At 58.5% G+C, this 18,737-nt stretch carries 17 protein-coding genes and 1 tRNA gene; 9 read left to right on the top strand and 9 right to left on the bottom strand.

The genetic code is table 11. From position 1 onward, the window contains the following. Nucleotide 1: 1 nt before the first annotated feature. The 7 genes from tolR (at nt 2) to AWB70_RS38545 (ending at nt 5,283) form a co-directional block, all read left to right on the top strand. Entirely contained in the window at nt 2-445 is a 444-nt protein-coding gene (tolR, locus tag AWB70_RS31370; protein ID WP_014192225.1) for a protein TolR, read from the top strand. Then, nucleotides 442-1,548, top strand: a complete 1,107-nt coding sequence (gene tolA, locus AWB70_RS31365) for a cell envelope integrity protein TolA (RefSeq protein ID WP_053568720.1) — start codon at nt 442-444, stop codon at nt 1,546-1,548. Before tolR ends, tolA begins: the two co-directional genes overlap by 4 nt. Nucleotides 1,549-1,652: 104 nt before the next feature. After that, complete coding sequence (gene tolB / locus AWB70_RS31360; protein WP_053568721.1) at nt 1,653-2,945, top strand: Tol-Pal system beta propeller repeat protein TolB; 1,293 nt, start codon at nt 1,653-1,655, stop codon at nt 2,943-2,945. Between the two features lie 55 nt (nt 2,946-3,000). After that, nucleotides 3,001-3,507 (top strand): peptidoglycan-associated lipoprotein Pal, encoded by a 507-nt coding sequence (pal, locus tag AWB70_RS31355; protein WP_014192228.1) that lies wholly within the window; start codon nt 3,001-3,003, stop codon nt 3,505-3,507. 27 nt (nt 3,508-3,534) lie between these two features. Next, on the top strand, nt 3,535-4,284 hold the full coding sequence (gene ybgF, locus AWB70_RS31350) for a tol-pal system protein YbgF (RefSeq protein WP_045451016.1): 750 nt from the start codon (nt 3,535-3,537) through the stop codon (nt 4,282-4,284). An 87-nt stretch (nt 4,285-4,371) separates the two neighbouring features. Beyond that, nucleotides 4,372-4,447 (top strand) — tRNA-Lys (locus AWB70_RS31345). 482 nt (nt 4,448-4,929) lie between these two features. Next, nucleotides 4,930-5,283: a hypothetical protein gene (locus AWB70_RS38545; RefSeq protein WP_143281728.1), complete on the top strand. Its 354-nt coding sequence runs from the start codon at nt 4,930-4,932 to the stop codon at nt 5,281-5,283. 434 nt (nt 5,284-5,717) lie between these two features. Here the strand turns inward: AWB70_RS38545 and AWB70_RS31330 are convergent, their stop codons facing one another. The 9 genes from AWB70_RS31330 to AWB70_RS31295 all read right to left on the bottom strand — a co-directional run bounded on the left by AWB70_RS31330 (nt 5,718) and on the right by AWB70_RS31295 (nt 16,461). Then, nucleotides 5,718-6,425, bottom strand: a complete 708-nt coding sequence (locus AWB70_RS31330) for a YkgJ family cysteine cluster protein (protein ID WP_082378073.1) — start codon at nt 6,423-6,425, stop codon at nt 5,718-5,720. Between the two features lie 122 nt (nt 6,426-6,547). Then, nucleotides 6,548-7,189 (bottom strand): hypothetical protein, encoded by a 642-nt coding sequence (locus AWB70_RS31325; protein ID WP_235024398.1) that lies wholly within the window; start codon nt 7,187-7,189, stop codon nt 6,548-6,550. Between the two features lie 174 nt (nt 7,190-7,363). Then, on the bottom strand, nt 7,364-8,572 hold the full coding sequence (locus AWB70_RS31320) for an AAA family ATPase (RefSeq protein ID WP_053568724.1): 1,209 nt from the start codon (nt 8,570-8,572) through the stop codon (nt 7,364-7,366). Continuing rightward, nucleotides 8,551-8,961, bottom strand: coding sequence for a hypothetical protein (locus tag AWB70_RS38540; protein ID WP_143281727.1), 411 nt, complete (start codon nt 8,959-8,961; stop codon nt 8,551-8,553). The genes AWB70_RS31320 and AWB70_RS38540 overlap by 22 nt, the downstream gene beginning before the upstream one ends. A gap of 32 nt (nt 8,962-8,993) precedes the next feature. Continuing rightward, complete coding sequence (locus AWB70_RS31315; protein ID WP_159680350.1) at nt 8,994-9,260, bottom strand: helix-turn-helix domain-containing protein; 267 nt, start codon at nt 9,258-9,260, stop codon at nt 8,994-8,996. 134 nt (nt 9,261-9,394) lie between these two features. After that, nucleotides 9,395-10,078, bottom strand: coding sequence for a hypothetical protein (locus tag AWB70_RS31310; RefSeq protein WP_053568725.1), 684 nt, complete (start codon nt 10,076-10,078; stop codon nt 9,395-9,397). Nucleotides 10,079-10,182: 104 nt separating this feature from the next. Beyond that, nucleotides 10,183-11,538, bottom strand: a complete 1,356-nt coding sequence (locus AWB70_RS31305; protein ID WP_053568726.1) for a tyrosine-type recombinase/integrase — start codon at nt 11,536-11,538, stop codon at nt 10,183-10,185. A gap of 390 nt (nt 11,539-11,928) precedes the next feature. Then, nucleotides 11,929-13,266, bottom strand: coding sequence for a class I SAM-dependent methyltransferase (locus tag AWB70_RS31300; protein WP_075644236.1), 1,338 nt, complete (start codon nt 13,264-13,266; stop codon nt 11,929-11,931). A gap of 147 nt (nt 13,267-13,413) precedes the next feature. After that, nucleotides 13,414-16,461, bottom strand: coding sequence for a glycosyltransferase (locus AWB70_RS31295; protein WP_159680347.1), 3,048 nt, complete (start codon nt 16,459-16,461; stop codon nt 13,414-13,416). Between the two features lie 329 nt (nt 16,462-16,790). On the opposite strand from AWB70_RS31295, the gene AWB70_RS31285 reads away from it, so the two are divergent. Together AWB70_RS31285 and AWB70_RS31280 are read left to right on the top strand one after the other, a co-directional pair. Beyond that, nucleotides 16,791-17,414: a class I SAM-dependent methyltransferase gene (locus tag AWB70_RS31285; RefSeq protein WP_053568730.1), complete on the top strand. Its 624-nt coding sequence runs from the start codon at nt 16,791-16,793 to the stop codon at nt 17,412-17,414. A 245-nt stretch (nt 17,415-17,659) separates the two neighbouring features. Beyond that, nucleotides 17,660-18,730, top strand: coding sequence for a helix-turn-helix transcriptional regulator (locus tag AWB70_RS31280; RefSeq protein WP_053568731.1), 1,071 nt, complete (start codon nt 17,660-17,662; stop codon nt 18,728-18,730). Nucleotides 18,731-18,737: the final 7 nt, after the last annotated feature.

Genomic DNA, 18,737 nt, shown 5'->3' with positions numbered 1-18,737 from the left:
GATGGCAGGCCCCACTCGTTCCAGCATGCGCGGCAGCTCGCGCCGCGCGATGTCCGACATCAACGTCGTGCCGTACATCGACGTGATGCTTGTGCTGCTCGTCATCTTCATGGTGACGGCGCCGCTCGTTTCGCCGTCCATCATCAATCTGCCGACCGTCGGCAATGCGCAGCCGCAGGAGCAGCAACCGCCGCTCGTCATCAACATCAAGGCGGACGGCAGCATGAACGTCCGCTACAAGGAAGAAGGCGGCTCGACGCAAGAGCAGAAAATGACGATGAACGACCTGAACAGCTTCGTGCTCAATCGTCAGGAATCGCACCCCGATCAGCCCGTCGTGATCGCGGCGGACAAGACCGTGAAGTACGAAGTCGTGATGAACGTGATGTCCGATATGAAGGCGCGCGGCGTCAAGCGCGTTGGCTTGCTCGTCAAATCGCAATGACCCTTTTGCACAGGCAGACACGCGCTTCGTCCGCGCGACCGATCCGCCCGCCGCGCGAGCGCGGCACGGGCCGTGCGTTCGCGCTCGCGGCGTTGATGCACCTGCTGCTCGGCTGGTTTCTCTATCACGGCATCAACTGGCAGAACAACACGCCGGCGGGATCGGAAGCGGAAATCTGGACCGAGATTCCCGACACGCCCGCGCCGACGCCCCGCCCCGCCCCACCGCCGCCCGCGCCGGTGAAAGTGCAGCCCGCGCCGCCGCCCGCGAAGGACGAGGATGCGGACATCGCCCTGCAGGAAAAAAAGCGCAAGCAGCAGGAAGCCGCCGCGCGGGAAGCGCAGTTGGCCGAGCAACGCCGTCAGCAGGAAGAGGCGAAGCAGGAAGCAGAAGCCAAGCGCCAGCAGCAACTCGCCGCGCAAGCCGCGCAGCAGAAGGCCATGCAGGACAAGCAGAAGCAGATCGAGCAGCAGCGTCAGGCCGACCTGCAGAAGCAGCAGCAACAGAAGGCGCAGCAGGACAAGCAGCGCCAGCAACAGCAACAGCAACAGCAAGCCGAAGCGCAGAAGCAGGAACAGCTCAAGGAACAAAAGGAGCAGCAGGAAGCCAAGGCGAAGGCCGACGCGCAAGCCAAGGCCAAGGCTGAATCCGACGCCAAGGCAAAGGCCGCGGCGCAGGCGAAAGCCAAGGCCGATGCCGAAGCGAAGGCGAAGCTCGACGCCGAACGCAAGTCTCGCCTCGCGCAATTGCAAGGGCAATTGGGCGGCGGCTCGGCCGGCAGCGGCGAAGGGCTCGCGAAGAGCGGCACTGGCAAGGGCGCGGGCGGCAATGCGACCTCGCCGGGCTACGCCGAGAAGGTGCAGCGCCGCGTGCGGCCGAACATCGTGTGGGCGGGAGAAACCGCCGGGCTCGAAACCGTGGTGTCGGTCCGCTGCTCGTCGTCCGGCACGCTGCTTTCGGCCACGATCACCCGTTCGAGCGGCAACGAGCAGTGGGATCAGGCCGCGTTGCGCGCGGTGCAGCGCTCCGATCCGATGCCAGTCGATATCGACGGCAAGGCGCCGGATCGTTTCACGATCACGCTGCGTCCGGCCGGAGGCTGACCCGCACCGAGCAAGCCGCTTCAGGCGGGAACGATTTGTGCGAGCGCGGGTCTGTTCTGCAGCCCGCGGACACTTGAAACGCTTTTATCTGGAACCTATACAGCATGAGTTTGATGACGAAGCTTGGCCTCAAAACGCTGGTCGCGTCCTGCCTGATCGCAGCCGGCACTGCCGCACACGCCCAGTTGAACGTGCTCGTGACCGGCGTCGGTTCGACCCAGTTTCCGATCGCGACGGCCAATTTCGCCAACGAAGCGAATTCGCCGCAGCAGGTCAGCGCGATCATTCGCCAGGATCTGCAGAGAAGCGGCAAGTTCACGAACATCGACGCGGGCGGCACGCCCGTTGCGGAATCCGATTCCGTCGATCTCGGCGCCTGGAAGGCGAAAGGCGCGGATGCATTCGTGTCGGGCAGCGTGAACAAGCTGCCGAACGGCCAATACGAAGTGCGCTTCCGTCTGTACGACACGGTCAAGCAGCAGAACCTCGGCGGCCTGTCGCTTGTGTCCGCCGAAAGCGGGCTGCGCATGAGCGCGCACAAGATCGCCGACTACATCTACGCGAAGCTGCTCGGCGGCCGCGGCGTGTTCGCGACGCGTCTGTCCTATGTCATTCAGACGGGCGGACGTTACCAGCTGCAGATTTCCGACTCGGACGGCCAGGACGCGAAGATCGCGCTGTCCAGCCCCGAGCCGATCATCTCCCCGGCGTGGTCGCCGGACGGCACGAAGGTCGCCTACGTCTCCTTCGAGAAGAAGAAGCCGGTGGTCTACATCCACGATCTGCCCACGGGCCGTCGCGTGGTCGTGTCGAACCAGAAGGGCAACAACAGCGCGCCGGCGTGGTCGCCTGACGGCCGCAAGCTCGCGGTCGCGCTCTCGCGCACCGGCAACACGCAGATTTTCGAAGTCAACGCGGACGGCTCGGGCCTGCGCCGTCTCACACAGGGCAGTTCCATCGATACCGAGCCGGCCTACTCGCCCGATGGCAGCTCCATCTACTTCACGAGCGATCGCGGCGGCCAACCGCAGATCTACAAGATGCCGGCGGCGGGGGAAAGCGCCGGCACGGCCCAGCGGGTCACGTTTGCGGGGAGCTACAACACGAGCCCGCGCGTGAGTCCGGACGGCAAGCAACTCGCGTACATTTCGCGCACTGGCGGCGGCTTCAAGCTGTATCTGCAGGACCTTTCGTCCGGCACGGCGACGGGGCTGACCGACACGACGCATGACGAATCGCCGAGTTTCGCGGCGAATGGTCAGTACATCCTCTACGCCACCCAAGTGAACGGACGTGGCGTGTTGGCAGCCGTTTCGACCGACGGTCGCACGCGGCAAGTCTTGTCAGTTCAGGGCGGTGCGGTGCGCGAGCCGTCCTGGGGTCCGTTCATGCAATAAGTCCAGCAATAACGTTTCAAATACAACGTTCAGCTACAACACAAGGAGAGGTACCATGATGTCGAAACTTCGTATCGGCCTGGCAGTTGCGATGGTCGGCGCATTGGCGGCTTGTCACTCGGGCGTGAAGCTCGACGAAGGTCAGAACAAGGGTGCGGTCGGCACGCAGCCGAACCCGACGGATGTGAAGCAGGTCAATATCGACCCGCTGAACGATCCGAACAGCCCGCTCGCCAAGCGCAGCATCTATTTCGACTTCGACAGCTATGCCGTGAAGGACGACTATCAGCCGCTGCTGCAACAACACTCGTCGTACCTGAAGAGCCATCCGGAGCGTCACGTCCTGATCCAGGGCAACACCGACGAGCGCGGCACGAGCGAATACAATCTGGCGCTCGGTCAGAAGCGTGCGGAAGCCGTGCGTCGCGCGATGTCGCTGATGGGCGTTGCGGATTCGCAGATGGAAGCCGTGAGCCTCGGCAAGGAAAAGCCGATGGCGACGGGTCACGACGAATCGTCGTGGGCGCAGAACCGCCGTGCCGACCTCGTCTATCAACAGTAACGTAACCAGATACGGGTGAGTCGCCCTATGTTGTATCGCTTTCCCTTGCTGCGCCTGGCCGCAGCCGCGTGTGTAGCCGGTTCGACGATGCTGAGCGCGCCCGCGCACGCCGGCGTCTTCGACGACAACGAAGCGCGTAAAGCCGTGCTCGACCTGCGCACGAAGACTGATAGCCTGACCAATCAGTTGCAGGCTGCGCAGCGCACGATCCTCGATCAATCGAACCGTATCGACCAGCTCAACCAGCAGGTCGCCACGGTTCGCGGCCAGAACGAGGATCTGGCCAATCAGGTCGCAACGCTGCAGAAGCAGCAAAAGGACTATTACGCCGATCTCGACACGCGCTTGAAGAAGTTCGAGCCGCAGCAAGAGACCGTCGACGGCGTGACTGGTTCGGTGCAGCCCGGCGAGACGGAAGCGTTCAACGCAGCGTCGACTCAGTTCCGTAACGGCGACTACAAGAACGCCGCGGCGTCGTTCAAGACGTTCGTGGCGAAGTATCCGCAGAGCCCGTATCAGCCAACGGCGCGTTACTGGCTCGGCAATGCGCTCTACGCGCAGCGCGACTACAAGGGATCGACGGCGATCTGGCAAGACCTGGTGAAGATGTATCCGACGCATCCGAGGGCGCCCGAGGCGCTCCTTGCGATCGCGAACAATCAGATCGAGCAAGGTCAGAAGGCGGCGGCGAAGCAGACGCTGCAGCAGATCATCTCGCAGTACGCCGGTACCGAAGTCGCGCAGACCGCGCAGAGCAAGATGGCGCAGGTGAAGTAGGCGAAGCTTTGCCTCGCGCTTGATGTGGTTGTTTGGTCGAGGGTATTGACATGAAACAACTACGCGGAATATAATTTTGCCTCTTTCGGGTCGTTAGCTCAGCTGGTAGAGCAGCGGACTTTTAATCCGTTGGTCACAGGTTCGAATCCCGTACGGCCTACCAAAGAAATCAAGCAGATAGCCCAGTCATTGCGACTGGGCTTTTTGTTTTGTGCGGTCGTGTAGGCACTGTGTAGGCAAAATCGAACGAATGCTGTTTGGTCTTGCGCGTGTCCTAAGCAGTGCTTCACGACTTGTTGAGTGCAAAACTAAATGAACAAATTTTGACGCTCCCATAGAATCAGCGTTGCGGGGCTGTGCCGTATTCTATGAAGTCCGACGCGTGGTTGCGTCGGGACAGGCTTGGCGGCCTGTAGACGTATTCAACCCGCGACGCTCGCGCAATGCGAGCGAAGCGTTAGACCCCGCCCGCCGTTAGACCAACGGCGCGTGGTGCCAATGCTCGCCTATGGGCGGGACGTGGCAGGGAACCCGCAAGGGTTGCCGGTAATGGTTTTACGTCCCGGTCCGCCAACCTTGTCACTGTTCCCGCCCGCCCCTTCCGTCGAAGGGCGCGGCTCCGGGCTTCACACAGGAGCAGACAGCATGAAAGAAAGGAAGCGAACAAGAGCGGCCACCAACGAGGCAACCCGCGACCAAGCAAACCCAGTCCCAGCAAAGGCACACAAACGGGAGCGTGAGGGGTGGATGTCGATATTTGGAGACGGCGGCAAACCCGGTTATAGCGGACGGCATCATATGACATTGCCAAATGTCGACGGTCAGACACGCGCAATCTTCGCTCTTACCGGACTCGTCACGCTTCTGCGCCTGCTATCGGACGAAGAACAAGCCACAGAAGCCATATACAGAATTCTGGATCACAGGGAGCTATCCGCGCTCTTTTGCACGCTCGAATGGATGGCTCGGGATGCGCTTGTGGCGGTTGAAGAGTTGTAACGCATTGCCGCGCCGCGCGCGGGGCTTTTTGTGGTTGCGAGCGCGCCGCCCATCGCGTGATTTGCCGTATTTCTACCCTATTTACGGCGTTTCCCGCCGCTCGCGCGGGCAATGAAACGCAGTTCATTCGTCCCACCCCAGACGCGCCCGACACTCGCGCAGCAGCGCATTCAGGCGGCGCGCTTCGTCTCGCCACTGCGCCGAACGCATTCCGTGCGTGCGGGCGTTGCGCGAAGCGATCTGCTTCCCCGATTCACTGCGAGGCCCCGTCGAGCTTTTCCACGGGCGCCAACGCCGAATCGCTTCGGCCTGCCGCGCCCGCTGTTCCGCCGTCCACCGCCTGCCCATCATGATCCGCCTATGCCAACTTTCGCCGCCGCGCTGGCGGCGGATGCATTCGCGGTTATCCGGTACCAAATCTTATTGTTGTAGACTCAACTCGTACCGATTCGTTCGTTGATGGTCAATCGGTCTCGAACCTTTGGGAAGGCAGTCTTGCCTCGCCTCCACCGCTTGAACGATGAAGAGTTGTTCAAAGCTTCCGCAAGGGATGTATGCATTTCATACGTGGTGGCGTCGCAGCCGGCGTTATGTTGCGCTATCAAGAAAACTTCTTTGTATCCGATGCTCGCCACTTGGCGACCAGGGTCCAGTGCGTGCGGATGGGAAAGCGTCGGATGATCGAACGCAGCCTTGCAGCCTTTTACATTGCTTGAATGAAAACCACGGCATGCTGATGGTCGAATTTCATACGCGGCGCAGCGTCCGTTCTCCAGCAACGCGCATTGAATGTTTGTTCGGATGTATTCAGCCGAGCTAAGCGGAGCGACGTGCATCGCAGTGCTGTTCACACGATCCGTCAGGCGTTTGCGGCGTTCGATCGGCAACGCATTAATGTAATCCGCGAGGGCGAGCACTTCGGCGCCAGTAACCATGACGTGGTAGTAGCAGCAATAGTCGCATCCGGGACCACAATCGACCTTGCCGCCCGACCCGCTGAGTTCTTCGTCCATGCGCCTATATACCCGTACGACTTCCGAGCGAATTGTACGGTTCGTTGCCTCTGCAAATGCCGTGGTACAACCGCTTATTTCGCTCGCAATCAACGCGCGCACGCGCGTTCTTACTTCGTTCTCGTCCATTGTTTTGCTTTCTTTGTGGGTCAAGTCGATGAGAGGGGCACTTCCGCCGTCAGCGTGTCAACATGGCGACACTCACGCAACCCGAAAACTCCCAATTAGAAAATCGAAACTGGAGATGAGTGTTAGCGCTCACTGCGCTGGCCAAACGCATGATGCGAGGTTGATGGTTCCAATCTCTCGCGTGACAAGGTAGCTTCGTCCGTTAATAGTCCGTTCGTCGTCTCGCCATTTTTCCCGCGCGCGCGAGCGTCGGGCGGCGCGCTGCCGTCCGTTGCGTTGTTCACTTGCTGCGGCCCGTGGGCGATGTTCGCCTGCCTCACGAACGCGACCTGGCGCGGGTTCTTGATTTCGGCCAGCGCTTCGAGCGTCACACGGCTTTGAGCCTGCGCCTTCAGCGCCAGCGAAAGGTGCGCCTGAAACTGGCTCAGGTATTCGACATTTGCCGCCTTGCGCGCCAGTTGATTGAAGATCATGTCCAGCGTATTCGCTTGCGTCAGCAGCATCGTTTCGATGCCGGACATATCGCCCGCCAATACCGCGCTGGCTTGCTTGTGCAGTTCCGCTAGATATGTCGTCACATCCACATCGTCTCCGAACATCGGCAGCGCGTACTTCTGCCCCGTTGCCGCTCCGCGTGTCACCGGGTTCGACGCGAGCAGCGCGCTACGTTTGATAGGATCGCTGTAGATTCTGCCCAGCAATTCGAGCGCATGCGGGTTGTGCTCACCCGACTGGACCTTCGCCGCCTTCGATTTCGTCGTCATCGTTTCGCCTCCCTTGCCTGCGCTGGACCTGAGCATTTCTGAGCCTCGTTACGGAAGACCGCCACACGCGGGGCTGTGGCGGTCTTCCACTTTTTTCGCATCTTCGAACGCCTTCGATCGCCCGCAAAGCCCCGTGGTTATTGAAGACCGCCACCTAGATTCAAGACCGCCACGCTAATCCGCTTGGCGGTCTTCGGCGTCCGGTTGGCGGTCTTCGGATGGCAGCGCCCAGACCCACTTTTGCCCGATCTTGCGCGCCTCGATATCCATGTCGCGCTTTGCCCGTTCGATGGTGCGCCACGCATGACCAGCTCCGCGCGCGTCGGATTCGATCTGCTTTGCCGCCAAGGGACCGTCCGACAGCAGAGAGCGCAGAAACGCTGCGGCTTCATCGCGCTCCGTGAATTCTCCGCCCATGTCGGGATCGCGCTCGACCTCGTTCAAAATCTCACGCGCGCTGCCTTCGATGCGCTCGCCCCATTCGACGCAGTTCGACACGATGCCCGGAAGCGCTTCGCGGCGTTCCAGCCTGTAGGCGAACCCGCCATCGTCGGGCGCTACGTTTGACTTCGCGCGCGCCAGAATGCGCCGTTCAGCGCCTTCGTCCTTCGCCGTGACCAACACCATTCGCGCGAGCGCGCCGAACGCCTGAGAACCCAAGACGCGTTCGACAGGCGTTCTTCCTTGCGTGCCCTTCGAGAAATGCGAAATGCCGATGACCGCGCAACCGTGCGCCGCCGCGAGATCCACAAGCGGCTGAAGGTTGCGGCGAACGTCGTTGGCGCGATGTGCATCCCCGCTGACCGCGCTCAATACAGGATCGACAAGCAGCAGCCGCGCGCCGCCGATTTCGGCGATTTGCTCGCTCAACAGTGGCATGTCGCGCGCCGGATCGAACGGCATGAGTTCCCCGTCTGCGCTTTTGACATTGCACACGAAATGAACGCGGTTCAAGTCGGCTCCGGCCAGTATCAGGCGCGGCACGAGCGTATCCGACACGTCGTCTTCGCTTGACCATACGAGCACGTTTCCACCGTCGGCGCACGCGCTGCCGTCCGGCCAGCGCCCACCACGCGAGACCACCGCAGCAAAAGCTAGCGCGAGCGTCGTTTTTCCCCTGCCCGCCGCGCCCGCGAGAATCGTCAGCTTCCCGGCTGGCAACCAGTCCGGCCAGAGCCAGCGAATCGGCTGCGGCTGCACGTCGGCGGCGCGCTGCAGGATGACGCGCGCCGCGTTGGTCGTATGCGCGCGCTTGCTTTCTGAATTTGCCTTCGCAGCATCCGGTTTGGCGGCGCGCAGCGTTGCGGCGTCGATATGCTGGCGGCGCATGTCGTTGAACTCGATCAGTGCCGCGCAGCGCGTTAAGTCGTCGGCGTTGCGCATGGCTTCCTCTCGATGAGAAGTTCACCGCGCGCGGCGCGGCGTTCGAGTGCTTCCCACAGACAGCAGCGCGCGTGGTCCTCGATCCAGTCGCAGTGTGCGCGCCATTCCTCCGGCGTCATGCCTTGCTCGCAGCGGTTCAGTTCGCGCTCGATGCAGCGCTCAAACCACGTCTGTAGCGATTCGGCAGCGCGGCGGCACGCGCCGGTTGGTTCAGACTGTTGCGTGCGTTGATGGGGAGTTCTGCAAGATGAAGCGTACGGAAGAGGTATCCTCGCGGATGCGCGGCGCGTATCGGCGCGATGCGTTGAGGCTGCCCGCCAACGCGCCCAGAATTCAGCACGCGCCGCCGCGAGCGCTTCGGCGTCGTCAGGGCTGTCGGCGGAGATCATCGCGGCGTATCGCAGCGTTGCTGAAGTGGGCGTCATTCCGCGCCCCCGTTCAACAAGCGTTGAATGTCGGACGCACGCCATGCAAGCCGTCCGCAGATACGCACAGGGCGAATCGGGCCACATTCGAGACACGCCCACTTGCGCAAGGTCTGCGGCTTGCGGTTCAGCGCGGCGGCAGCTTGCTCCGTGGTAAGGCTCGGTTCAATACCGCGAGCAATCAGCACAGCGATTGTTTCGCGTGAAAAGCAGTCCAGCGCATCGTCGCGTGTCAGGCTGCTTGTGTCTGCAATTTTCGTCATCGAATTCCCCAACGCTCATCGAGCGCTATCGGCAATGACGACATTAAATGTTGCTGAGATGTCCAATGAAAGCGTCGTACGACGCATAGAAGCTGACTCGCGCCGCACAGAACATGCTTTGCGCCGCAAAGCTATTAATCGGTCGTCGCCTTGGATGCTCTTCGTCGTTTCCAGTGTGGCACCTGAAGATTCATCGCGTCGATGCGCCTCGCTATGGCTCCAAAATCATTGAGGCCGAATCGTTCTGATTGGTCGGCAATGTCACGAATTAATGCAGCCTTTGATCGGTAGAGCGGTCTTCCGTCGACCATTCTCGCCGCCTGCTCGCGACAGTGCGCTTCGAGATCACGCCGTTTCCGCTCCGTCGCCTCGCTATGGTGCCGACCGTGCGCGCCGATGCGCCCGCGTTCAGTGGAATCAGCGGCGTACTCGGCCACCAATCTCTTTTCCAATTCGCTCTCGGATAGCTCGCGCTCCTTACTGATAAGCGCGATAAGCGTCCAAGCGTCAATAGGCTCGGCAGTCAGGCGTTCCTGTAAGGATGACAGGCCCTCAGTTTCCGAGTGAATCAGTTTGGATAACTCCTCGGCGCGTCGATCTTTCGCCTGCAAGACCGCGAAGCCTTTGACGATGGGAGCGAGAGTCTGCGACGCCGTGACAAGCAGTCTTCCCACGTCAGCGGCAAACGCGGCGAACGCCTGTTCGAACTGTGGATAATGAACGAGAAACGTCGAGAAGAATTGGCTTAGCTGAACGCTGGTACTGGTTTCGCCCTCCGCGCCATCCGGCGCAGAAGCTGACATGTCGCGGCTCGACATTTGCGCCCCTCCAACGCGCCCTTCAGGAAGGCCCCGTCAGACCGGCGAAGGGAACCGGCTTTTTGCTCCGTCGAGCTAGGCGGGGTACCGCGATTATGCTCCGGCTATTGCACAGCGCGCAGCCCGGTTTGCGCTTGCGTGCCGTCAAACTCGATGCCCGCCTGTTCCAGCATCCACACTTCAACCTTGTTGTGCCACATGCGCAGCAGGTCCAGCGGTCGGCGGCGGTAATGCTTCTCGGCGATCGCGCTTGGCTTGTGCCCTTGAATCTGCGCCACCACACCGACCGGCACCTCACACCATTCGGACAGCGTGCCGAACGACCGGCGCAGACCATGCAGCGAGATATGCGGCAGACCGGCGGCGCGTAGTGCCTTTCTATGTGCGATACGCGGTTCGGCCAGCCTTCCATCTTCGGATAGCGGGCTACTGAAAACCCATTCGTTGCGACGCGGCAGCGTCGCCAGCAACGACGCCACATAGGGCGTCAACGGTATTACGCGCCCCTCGCTTTCCACCTTATCGCTCAACGACAGACTGCCCCAACGAAAATCAACGTCCGTCCAGCGAAGCGCGGCCAGTTCTTCGCGGCGCGGCCCGGTCAGCAGTAGAGTTTGCAGGTAGGCGGAGATCACCGGGTTTCCGATTTGACGCACGCCCGAGAACCACGCGCTAAGCTGCTCGCGCTGCAGACAATCTCCGTCCTTCGCTTTCGGACGTGAAACCGCGTCTTTCACGGCACGCGCCTTATACACGTCGCCCGGAATGATTCCGCGATACCGGGCCGCCGCCTGTGCATGGCCTTCGTCGTTGTCGCTGTCGTCGCACCAGCGAATGAACGCGCGGAGCAGGCGAAACGCCAATGCTGCCATTGTCGGACGGTCCACGCGATGCCCGTCGAGCCATTGCGCGATGCGCTGGCTTGTGAGTTCGGACAGGCGCAAGGGCATCAGCTCGGCAAGCGGCCCCGGTCGCGTCAGTTCTTTCGCGCGCGCCCTTTGCATGCCGCCCGTTGCGGCAAGGCGCTTATGGTCGTCCATGTGACGCATGCCCCAAGCCTTGTCAACGCCGCGCCGTTGGCGCTCGGATTGATAGTCGAGATATGCAGCCCATGCTTCGCCGACTGTCGCCTCTTTCCGTTTTGCGGCGTCGCGTTTCGCTTCGTCGGCGGCGCGATCCTTCGCTTCTTGCTCTCGCGGATCAATGCCTTTGTCGAGCAACACGCGAAACTCCGCCGCGCGCTCACGGGCGTCTTCGAGTTTCCAATTGCTCGGATCGCCAATCGTCAGCCGCACCGTGCGACCGTGCAGACGGCTTTCAAGGATGTAGGAACGCCCGCCCGCCGCCGTCACGCGCAAACCGAAACCGCGCGTCTTCGCATCGAAGATGATCGTCTGCTTCTTACCCGGCTCGCATTGCAGCGACGCCACGCGCGCCGCCGTGAGATTCGTTTTTGCCATTCGTTTGCCTATTCGCCTATCCCGTGTAGGCACTGTGTAGGCAAATTCTAGGGCAACGAAGGAATTTCGATCAACATCGAAATCCGTGGGTTTGACGAAAGTCCATTGTTTTAATTGAAATTTTCTCGCCTACACAACGGCAATCAATAACAATAAACATGAGAACACGAGGACTTTTAATCCGTTGGTCACAGGTTCGAATCCCGTACGGCCTACCAAAGAAATCAAGCAGATAGCCCAGTCCTCGTGACTGGGCTTTTTGTTTTGTGGCCGGCGGCAAAAATTCGATTGATTAGGAGTCTGCAGCAAATCGTCTATTGTGACCCGAGTTGGACGTGCGAAAAACACACGCCCGATTTGACGGTATCAAGCCGTTAGCACATCCAGGTCCTAAGATATAGATAGGACGCACCCTTGAAAAAGTATCGGACCGTCAGATACATCGATCTCTATGCGCAGTTCCTGAATGACGGTGTTGACGGTGAGCTTTACCGAATGGTCGTTATGCCAGATCGTCGGTTTCGATGTGACTAGTCCGAGCACGTCGATCTCATACAACTTTCCGCCGTTCACGAAGATGTGCATTCGACCTCTCTTCTCCGGTGCGCCGAACAAGAGTGTTATTTCCGAAACGAATTCCGTTTCAGCTTCGTAGGTCCAGCGCGGATTGCACGACGAGAGAATCACTGCCACGGGTTGCCAGAACAGCGGCGGACGATCGAACTTAGCCCAATTTGGCCAGTGCGGCGAAATAAATTTTTTTATTTGATAATTTCGATACGGCCGCCTCTTCTCCATTATGAAGTCGAGCCATCGTCTGCTAAATACGAACGCATTTACATTTTGCACATTCGCATCGAGATATCCGAAAAGCTGGAACTGTTGATAGTCGAAAGGCTCAATATTAAGCATCTCGACGTCAAAACCATCGGCAAGGAACGCGCAGCCACTCTCGGGGTCTCTCAGGAAATCTGAAAAATCATGATAGCTGACGCCTCGTCCGGCTCTAGCGAGTCTGACATGAGCATCAGGTTCATGCCACGGGATCAGCATTTTCTTTATTTGAGGATCTTGAGCCTCTGCACGCGCCAACTCGTTTGCAGGTTCATCCGGAAGCCAATTGAAAAAATGCCCCTGAAATGTATGTGAATCGAAGGGGATCAGCCGATTTGGCGCTTCCATCACTAATACTTGACCACCTGATTGCATCACTTTGTCAGCTATTTCCAGAACTGTCGTACGCTCCTGCAGCGTGAGATGCTCCAGGACAGCGTAAAGTATCAGGACGTCGATTTTTTGCGGGATACCATGCGCGTCTGCGTTTTCGAGGATATCAGTGGCATTACCGCAGATAAAATCGACGCTCCCCGTTCCAAATTCTCTGTTGCGCTCTTCTGCCTGGCGCAAATCAAGCTGATTTATTTCAATGCCAATATATCTTTCGAAGAGGTCGGCCAAGGCAATCGACTTCATGCCTTTTCCACTACCGATTTCCAATGCAACCTTATTTTTTCCCGTCACTCCCTTTCTTTTTAGCAGCGATCTCAAATAAAAAATCGCCGAGGAAATCCGGTCGAGTTCGTACGAATTGGTTCCACTATTTCTCATTCCACCGAAATAGCGAAAGAACAACTCTTTAGTGGACAGCAGAAACTCATCATCGAGAAAGCAACTATCTCCAAGACAAAGTGCTCTTGGATCAAGGCCACTGATTTTCGAATCGTCCATACGAGCCCTCAAAAGTTGCTCTCTCATTCTGAGCCGACGCGAAGTACTGGACGAGGTAGGCCGAGGAGATTCGTCTCTCGACCGCCACTCTTTGTCCGCGACGTCCACCCAAACGATACGACACTCGTCACGCATTCACGTGCGTGACTATTTTCCTGTGATGTCAGCGCCATCCCGTGTGAAGCGTCGTAGCACAGCGGCGATGATGCGATGCTTACCCGCGAACTCGCGTAGGCGACGGGTTGCTCGCCACGTTGTGCTTCGCTCAATCTGACTCAATCTCTCGATTTCCCTGTGTAGCGCGGGAATCTCCTGAGCAGCAATCTCGGCGGGCAACAGCCTGTCGATTTCCTGTCGGCATTGCGTGATTTCGGAGGAAAAGTGTGCGACATCGGCGGACCATTGCTTGGTTAGCCTTTCGATCTCATGAGAGAGTTTTCCCGTCTCCAGAGAGAGATTCTTGACCTGCCATTGCAGCGATAAACGCTCCGTAACAAACTTCCAATCCGGGGTCGTTATGGCTCGAGCCAGACCGTATTTCTGATTAGGCGGGATGCCGGGGACAGCGTTAGCGATTCGCAACCATCCATTGAACTTGGGGTAAGAGCGCAACATCGATGTCGGCCTGACCCGATACAAAATCATCTCTTTCGGGATTACCCAAATCTGCTTTCCATGTGTGGCAAGCTTAAGGAATAACTGCCAGTCCTCCCATAGCGCTTTTGACGTTTGATCCCAGCCGCCGATCTCACGGACAGCATCCACACGATACACAGCCATTGCGTCGCCGAATGTGTTGTCTTTCAAGCCAAGACCTACGTCCGCTCCAATCGGGCGATATCTGTAGTTGAGCGTGGTAGTACTGCCCGCCTGCCACTGGTCTCCGTCATTGAAGGCGACCGTCCATGAAGTCACCGCGGCGACTTCAGGGTTCTCGTCTAATACGCGCGTAGCAATATCCAGGAATCGATTGAGCAGAATGTTGTCGTTGTCGTGGGCGCAAACATAGGGCGTTGTCACGCGCGACAGACCTACGTTTCGCGTTCCAGCCAGGCCGAGGTTTTTATCGTTGCGGATCACCTCCGTGGCAATCCCTTCGATGTGCTCGCCGTGCTTCTTCAACAATGCGAAGTTATCTTCCGTCGACGCATCATCAACGAAGATTGCTACACGCGGTTTCCTGAATGAATTGCGTATTCCAACAATCGCATCATCGAGTAATGCGGCCGTTCCATTGAAGTTCGGAACAATCAAGCTGACCTCGCCGCCGCCAGTTACGTCAGGAGTCGGCTGGTACTGCTTGAACGACTCAATGAGTCTTGAATAACTTTGACCGTGATTATCGTAGTGCCACCTGATAGAAGCCTTCGTGCGACGAATAAGGTCGCATCTCTCCCAAAACGGTAGCGCGATGCAGCGATCCATTGCGGCGGCCAGCGCCTCTGTGTTGGGTTCCGAAAGCAGAAGGTCATGAAGTTCCGCCGGAATCTGTTCTGGAATGCCTCCTGCCTTATAGGCAAGCAGTTGACACTGCGTATCGACCACCTCGAATATCGACAACGGATGGTTATCACCCTTGTACGGAAGAACGACCAAGGCTTCCGACGCAAGATTCGCGAGCAACTCCACGACGCGATTGCGCGGATAAAAGCCGCATTCAACGACGACACCAGGAATCTCACTCAACCGAGAATCCGGCTCAGTCGACCCCAGTACGACGATTCGCTTGATTTGCTTAGCCGTTGCGCGGTATGACGGATTTTTGAAAAGCTCAACGACCGCATCACAAAAATCGAAGTAGCCCTTCTGTTCAGTGTGTTTCCCGTAGAAAACGATCGTCGTTACCTTGCCAAAATCTGTTTCAACAAGATCGGAGTCAGTGATCTTTATCGGGTATGGCTGAAGTACATGACGACGTGGCTGGAAGCCGCCTACGTTGAGGTAAAGGTCCCTGAGAAAAGCGGAAGGAAATACAGCACAGTCGGCCAGTTCGATGCTCAGGCGTTCCCGCGCGTCGACAGCGAGCTCGCGCTCTTGCGAGATCGTACCCGCAGCGTGGTCGAGATAAAGGTGATTGCCGTGTGCGTATGCCAAAACAAAGACGCTCGACGGAAGCATGCGAGCCCGCTTCGCCTGCGCGACATGAATGCCGATGCCGCGATAGTCCTGATACTCGATGAGCTTGATGTCATCGTAGATAAAGACGGTCCAAAGGGTGGCGCTCAGTACCTCGTGATGGTTCACATCAGCGATCTGCTGAAGGCTGTCGTTCGAGCGACCGCATATAGCAGAACAGTGTAGCCATCTGGATGTCTCGGCGAAGCGCGCCCACTCTTCCGGTAAGCCGCCGCCGCCGCAGTAAAGAAAAATTCTTTTCTTTCCGGAATGCTCCTCGGCCATCTGGTAATAGGTACCAATGCCTCCTGTCGACAATGCATTCGAATGCTCTGTCGTTATGACGAGGTGGTCCGAGCTTGGGGGAAGGTTGTTTTTTCGAAGAAATTCGGCATAAAAATCTGCGTCACACGACACCTCAGCGATAATAGTCCGAAGCGATTTGTCGGACTTGTTGTCAGGTCCGAGCTTGATACTATCCACACGAAACCCAGACGACTCGAGCATGGAAGAGAATTCCACGATCGTCCATTGACGGATATGAGTCGGATTATCAGGAATGGAGTTTGATCTCAGGCCATCGACTCGTTCGCGATCCGGCGTCGATATCACCAGACGGTTTCCGGTATGTACCTTTAGCGCGGCGCGAAGCGTCCTCAGGAGCAGGCGTGGATCATCCAAATGCTCGATTACATCAGACAGGATGATCAGCGTCGTCTTATCACTGCTGAGTTCGAGAAACAGCCGATCGAGATCCGGACCGTCCTCCAGATTGGCTCGAAAGAACCTGGGCAGGTTCAAATCTGTCCTTTCTCTGTTATCGGCCCAATCAACCTGCAAAAGCTCGGCGTCGAAACCGTCGAATTTTCGAGCTAATTTCTGCCCTCCCCCTACACCCAGGTCAACGATTTTTTTGGCGCCAATGCGCTCCGCAATCACTCTCGCTTCATCGTAGACCGCCTCTTGCCATACGACTGTTTCATCAGAGTAGGCGCGTGTGATATCGGCGAGACGGCGCGCTTCACCACCCGCTCCAAAATTTCGTTCTGGCAACAGAGAAAACGGGTCAGGTTGCTGCACGTGTAAGCGCTCCATGAAGATCCTTGGTAACTGCCGGACAGGGCCGTCGCTAGTAACTTATTTAGGCGGCAATTACATCTGCCAATCGTTTGCGTGCATCGTGAATGTCATAAACTGCCACGTCCGTATTATGCAGCACTGCGACGCCGCAGAGGGTAAACCCGATATCTGGTAGAGCAGGCTCAAACTCATCCGGGTTTCTCCGTCGCAAATGGTAGGCTTGGTCACTTCGTCGACCGTGCCGTTTTGCCCTGGGCAGAAGCCGACGAGACGGTCATGTAGCATCATCGCAGCAGCGATTCATTAAACAATCATTACGCGAGGTGTCAATGCATCAATTTGTTTATTGTGAGTTGAAATCCGAGCGAGTCCGCGCCGATGCCCGACTGTTCGCGAACAGGTACGACCTCGTGTCATCGATGACCGAACTACGGGGTGGGGTCATCGCTGAAGTCGGCGTCGCGAACGGAGAGTTCTCGAACTTCATTCTCCGAACGCTGGAGCCGAGCAAGTTCGTCGCTTTCGATACTTTCGGCATGCATCAATACCCGTCTTGCTGGGGGATTCCGACGGAGGTCATGTTCAAGGGAATGACGCACCTCGACTTTTATAAGGATCGCTTCGGCGCGTATGGCGATCGTGTGGTGGCCGAACAAGGGCTGAGCTACGACACGGTTCCCCGGTATCCTGACCACTTCTTTGACATGATGTACATCGATGCCGGGCACGATTATGAAGACGTGGCTCGAGACGCGAGTATTGCCATCAGGAAAACGAAACCGAACGGTACGATCGTGTTCAATGACTACATCATGTACAGCCATCTGTCGAATGAGCCATACGGGGTCATTCGAGCGGTGAACGAGTTACTCGTCGAACACGATTGGCAAATCGTTGGCTTCGCACTACACCGCGATATGTATTGCGACGTCGCGGTGAAACGCAGAGTTTGATCGGTCATTCCTGTCATCAGGAAGTGCTGCCACTCGGGGACGAGCTTCCCTGAAGCGCCTCGAACGCCCCTCGATCGAAGCCCAGTCTTTGTGACTGGGCTTCGTGCTTTTTCATCTGAATCGCTTCGCCACAAGGTGTAGTTCGAATTGAGCGAACGAGCCGGCAGGCTATCCACCCAATTCAATTGAGACATGATATGTCTCGAAACTGCCTATAATCGAGGTCAACTCTTCCCCCGCTCCCCATGACCTCCAGCCTCGACGAAGCCATCCTCCGCGTGCTGCCCACTGAGCGTGACGCAACCGCCTGGCTTTCGACGCCCGAAATACGCAAGCGGCTCGAAGAGCGCGGCCATCGCGTCGGCTATACGAAGAAAGTGCAGCGCCATCTGACCGCGCTCGAAGCCGACGCGCGCGTCGTGTCGATGCTCAACGGACGCGAACTCCTCTGGCAGCGCAAGCCGTGGCTGCATGGCTTGCAGGAAGGCGTCAGCGGCCTGATGAGCGCGTCGGAGGCCGTCGCGTTTCACATCCTTCAGCGCTTCGCGGGCAACAAGCTCCCCAACGCGGTCACGCGCGACATCGATCCGCTCTTCAAGGCGGCCGAGTCGCGGCTGTCGCAGGAAAAAGCGGACAGCCGCATCTATCGCGCGTGGGCGGACAAGATCGATTCCGTCGATGGCGCCTTCACGCTGATCCGCCCGAAGCTACGCCCCGAAATATTTCAGACGGTGGCGACCGCCACGTTCTTCGAGCGCGAACTGCTCGTGCAGTACCGCGCCGCATACAAGAACGACAGCGGCGATTCCCAGAAAACGCGCAAGCTCTGGCCGCTCGCGCTCGTCGAATCCGCCGGCGTGATGTACATGGTCGCGCAAGATCCGAATCGCGCGCCGCGTCCGGAGAAAGGCGAAACGGAGTGGATGCGCACGCTCTACCGGCTCGATCGCATCCGCTCGGTCACGGAGTCGGGCGAATCCTTCACGTACCCCGAGGACTTCAAGCTGCGCAAGTACATCGAGACGCAGCAGGTGTTCGACTTTCTGCCCGAACCGCCCGTGCTGCTCGAACTCGCCTTCGAAGGCAACGCGGGCAATCAGTTGCGCGAATCGCCGATGTCGAAGGATCAGCACATCGACACGCTGCCCGATGGCCGCATGAAAGTCACCGGCACCGTGACGCCAAGCCTGAAACTGCGCTGGTGGCTGCGCGCGCTCGGCGCGGGCGTCGAAATCCTCGCGCCGAAAGGCTTGCGCGACGAATTCGCCGATGACTATCGCAAGCTCGCGAGCCGCTACGGTCAGACGCACGCGTAACGCACGC

The sequence above is a fragment of the Caballeronia cordobensis genome (genome assembly GCF_001544575.2).
GTDB classification, from domain to species: Bacteria; Pseudomonadota; Gammaproteobacteria; order Burkholderiales; family Burkholderiaceae; genus Caballeronia; species Caballeronia cordobensis.
The sequence above is the reverse complement of the archived record's forward strand: the minus strand, read 5'-3'. Positions and strand labels throughout refer to the sequence as shown.